General features: G+C 68.0%; 5 protein-coding genes. All 5 read right to left on the bottom strand.

Annotated elements, in window-relative coordinates:
• Window positions 1-486, bottom strand: a 486-nt coding sequence (gene ehuD / locus AC3XYG_RS21615) for an ectoine/hydroxyectoine ABC transporter permease subunit EhuD (protein WP_489141934.1), incomplete at its 3' end; no start/stop codon positions are given.
• Between the two features lie 4 nt (window positions 487-490).
• Window positions 491-1,150: an ectoine/hydroxyectoine ABC transporter permease subunit EhuC gene (ehuC, locus tag AC3XYG_RS21610; protein WP_489141933.1), complete on the bottom strand. Its 660-nt coding sequence runs from the start codon at window positions 1,148-1,150 to the stop codon at window positions 491-493.
• A 23-nt stretch (window positions 1,151-1,173) separates the two neighbouring features.
• Window positions 1,174-2,016, bottom strand: coding sequence for an ectoine/hydroxyectoine ABC transporter substrate-binding protein EhuB (ehuB, locus tag AC3XYG_RS21605; RefSeq protein ID WP_489141932.1), 843 nt, complete (start codon window positions 2,014-2,016; stop codon window positions 1,174-1,176).
• A 37-nt stretch (window positions 2,017-2,053) separates the two neighbouring features.
• Window positions 2,054-2,854 (bottom strand): ectoine/hydroxyectoine ABC transporter ATP-binding protein EhuA, encoded by an 801-nt coding sequence (ehuA, locus tag AC3XYG_RS21600; RefSeq protein WP_489141931.1) that lies wholly within the window; start codon window positions 2,852-2,854, stop codon window positions 2,054-2,056.
• Between the two features lie 134 nt (window positions 2,855-2,988).
• On the bottom strand, window positions 2,989-4,209 hold a 1,221-nt coding region (gene ehuR, locus AC3XYG_RS21595), incomplete at its 5' end, for a MocR-like ectoine utilization transcription factor EhuR (RefSeq protein WP_489141930.1).

Genomic DNA, 4,209 nt, shown 5'->3' with positions numbered 1-4,209 from the left:
CAGTGGCGTTTCCTTGAACATGGCGATGAAGTAGTTGGCCAGGGCCGGGATCATCGGCGGGATCGCCTGCGGCAGGATGATGTGGCGCCAGCTCTGGCCGACCGTCAGGTTGCAGGCCTTCGCCGCCTCCCACTGGCCGCGCGGCGTGTTGTCGATGCCGGCGCGGTACACCTCCGCCGTGTAGGTGGCGTAGTGCAGGCCGAGGCCGATCACCCCGGCGGTCAGCGGCGAAAGGGTCAGGCCGACATCCGGCATCAGGTAGAACAGGAAGTAGAGCTGCACCAGCAGCGGCGTGCCGCGGATGAAATCGGCGACGAAGCCGGTGCCGCGCGCCAGCCAGCGGCGCGGCGACCGGCGCAGCAGCGCGAAGCCGAGGCCCAGCACCACCGCCAGGGCGTAACCCAGGATGGTGGCCAGGATGGTGATCTTGGCGCCCTGCAGCAGGGTCGGCAGGATCTCGACGACGAAGGCCCAGTCCCAATCCATGGCGTCAGCTCCGCACGCCGTCGAGGCCGCGCGCCAGGCGGCGTTCCAGCGCCCGCACGCCGGTCGAGATCAGCGTGGCGAGGATGAAGTAGATCACCAGGATGGTGAGGAAGGGAAAGGCGGTGCTGCCGGTCTGGGCCCGCACGATCTGGGCCTGGAAGGTCAGGTCGGCCAGCGAGATCAGCGACACCACGGCGGTGGCCTTCAGCAGTTCGATCGCGTTGTTGCCGAAGGTCGGCAGCATCAGCACGAAGGCCTGGGGCAGGATGACGTGGCGCAGGCTCTGGCGCCGGGTCAGGTTCAGCGCCACGCAGGCCTCGCGCTGCTCCCGGCCGATCGACTGCACCGCACCGCGCACCACCTCGGCGCCATAGGCCCCGACATTAAGGCCCAGCGCCAGCACGCCGGCCTGCAGCGGGATGAGCTCGACGCCGGCGAGCGGCAGCACGAAATAGACCCAGAATAGCTGCACGAAGATCGAGGTGCCGCGGAAGAACTCGATATAGATCGTGGCCAGCGACCGCAGGGCGAAGCTGGACGAGATGCGGCCCAGCCCGGCCAGGAAGGCGACGACCAGCGCCAGGGCGCAGCCGAGCACGGTCAGCTCGATCGTCACCCAGGCACCCTGCAGGATCAGCCCGAAATAGCCGGCCCAGTCGGTCATGCGGAGGCTCTTCCCTCAGCCCCTCAGTTCGGCCCGCCGCAGAGCTGGTCGCGGTTGGTCTCGATCGCGGCCTTGGCCGAGAAGCCGTATGGCTCGACAATCTTGGCGAATTCGCCGGACTGCTTCAGCGCCGCCAGTTCCTTGTCGAAGGCGTCGCGCAGCGCCGTGTCCTGCTTGCGGAAGGCGGCGCCGTCGCAATAGACCGGGGCGTTCTTCACCGGCCCGATCATCTCGATGTTCGGGTCCGCAGCCTTCTTCATCAGGTCCTGGATCGACAGGATCGGCAGCGAGTAGGCGTCGATGCGGCCATCCTGCAGCATCTTGATACCGCTCTGACCGTCGGGCACCACGATCACCCGCTCGCGCGGCACCCCGGCCTCCAACGCCAGCCGCTCCTCGGTGCCGCCGCCCGGTGCGCCGATCTTGGCATCGGCATTGGCCGCGATGTCGGCATAGCTCTGGAAGTTCAGCGGGTTGCCCTTCTTCACCGCGAAGGCCTCGCCGTCGCACAGGATCGGCTGGGAATAGGACACGGCGCGGCAGCGCTCCGGCTTCATGAACAGCCCGGCGGTGACGGCGTCGAAGCGGCGCGCCTGCAGCCCGGGGATCATGGCACCGTATTCCGAGATCGAGGCGACGACGTCGTCGATGCCCATGCGCTTGAACACGGCCCGGGCCACCTCCGGCCCGGCGCCGGAGACCTTGCCGTCCGCCGCCACCGCAGTGAAGGGCGGCTCATTGGCGATGGCGATGCGGGCGAAGCCTTGCTCCTTGAGATTGTCCAGCGTGTCGGCCGCAGCCGACTGGGCCAGGGCCACGGCCGAAACGGCGGCCAGGATCAGACTCGCGCAAAATGCTTTGTTCATTTTCTGCCTCTCCTGTTTTTTGAATGGCTCGGCCGAATCAGACCCGATGGCCGGCGGCGATGATCTTCTTGAGGAAGGTCTGGGTCCGCTCCTCGCGCGGATTGCGGAAGATCGCGTCCGGCGGCCCCTCCTCCACGATCCGGCCCTGGTCGAAGAACAGCACCCGGTCGGCGAAGTCGTGGGCGAAGCTCATCTCGTGCGTGACCAGCAGCATGGTCATGTCGGTCTCGGCGGCCAGGCGGCGCATGACGTTCAGCACCTCCTCCACCAGCTCGGGGTCGAGGGCCGAGGTCACCTCATCGAACAGCATGATCTTCGGCTGCAACGCCAGGGCGCGGGCGATGGCGACGCGCTGCTTCTGGCCGCCGGACAGCTGCGCCGGCATCGCCTTGGCCTTGCCGGCCATGCCGACCAGTTCCAGCAGCTCCATCGCCCGCGCCTCGGCCGCCTTGCGGTCGACGCCCGCGGTCAGCATCGGGGCCAGGGTGACGTTGTCCAGCACGCATTTGTGCGGGAACAGGTTGAACAGCTGGAACACCATGCCGATCTTGGCGCGCATCTTGTGCAGGTGGCGCTCATCGGCCGCCACCAGCCCGCCATTCCGTGGCATGTGGAACAACTGCTCGCCCTCGATGCGGATATGGCCGCCATTAATCGCCTCCAGCGTCATCAGGATGCGCAGGATGGTGGTCTTGCCGGAGCCGGACGGGCCGATCAGCGCCAGCTTCTCACCGGGCTTCACGGTGAAGGACAGGTCGTTCAGCACGGTCAGCGGGCCGAAGCGCTTGGTCACGCCTTCGACGCTGATGCATGGATCGGATGATGTCTGGTCTGGCAAGTCGCTCTCCCTGTTGCGGCGACGGCCTTGAATGGACGTCACGATGGGAGGGAGACAAAATCATGTCAAATGGAAAAACAAATCAGTACAATTTCCAGTTCGTGATGATTTGTTAGGCGAGGCCGTGCCTGTTTCTACATCGCCAGCAGCACCGGCTCCGGCTCGCCCTGCATCAGATTGACCACGATCTTGAGGCCGTCGCGCAGTTGCTCCGGCGTGGTCGAGCCGACGGAGATGCGCACCGCCGGCCGGGCCGGACGGCCGTCGATGGCGAAGGAGGCACCGGGCGCGATCGCCACGCCCTGCAGCCGGGCATGAGACACGAACTCCTCCTCCGACCGACCTTCCCCCAGGGGCAGCCAGACATGCAGCCCTTCCGGATGGGCCCGGTGCGGTATGCCGGCCAGCAGCTCGGCCGCGATCGCCTGGCGGCCGCGGATCGCCGTGTTCTGCCAGCGCACCAGCTCCGCTGCCGTGCCGGTCTCGACCCAGCGGGCGGCCAGTTCGGCGACCAGCCCGGTCGCCATCCAGCTGGTCACCAGACTGCGGTTGGCGACGGCCGGGCACAGCCGGTCTGGCACGACGAGATAGCCGGCGCGCAGCCCCGGCATCACGCATTTGGTGAAGGTGGTGACGTACAGCGTCCGCTCCGGCGCCAGGGCGGCCAGCGGCGGCAGGCGATCGGTCAGCAGCGGCGCCAGCACGTCATTCTCGATGATCTGCAGCCCGTGCCGTCGCGCCACCGCGACGATCTCTGCCCGCCGCGCCGCGCCCATCAGGCTGGCGGTGGCGTTGATCGGGTTCGGCATGACGAACAGGGCGCGGACATCGCCCTCGCGGCACGCCTCGTCCAGCGCATCCGGGATCACGCCCTCCTGGTCGATCGCCAGGCCCTGCAGCCGCAGGCCAAGATAGGCGGCCAGCGGCACCAGCGTGTGGTGGCCGACCGCCTCGGTCACCACGGTCGATCCCGGCGGCGCCGCGGCCATCAGGGCGATGGTCATGCCCGAAGTGGCGCCGTTGGTCAGGTGGATGGTGCCGGGCGTCGCCTCCACCCCGCAATGGTCGCGCAGCCAGTCCTGGCCCACCCGGCGATGGCGGGCGAACAGCATGTTCGGCCGGAAGGACAGCACGGCGGAGGACGGCAGCGTGTCGGCCAGGTCGTGCAGCGCCGCCCTCATCGCCTCGATATGCCGGGTCTCGCACACCACCGGCTTCAGGATCGACAGGTCGATCACCTCGCTCAGCCGCTCCGGAATGTAAGGCGGCGCCGGCTCGCGCTGCGGCGGCCGGATGAAGGTGCCGCGCCCGGTCTCGCCGGAGATCAGGCCGCGGCGGATCAGCTCCTCATAGGC

It is taken from the genome of Inquilinus sp. (genome assembly GCF_057815775.1).
Note: the sequence above shows the minus strand (reverse complement) of the source record. Positions and strands in the feature narration are given on the sequence as shown.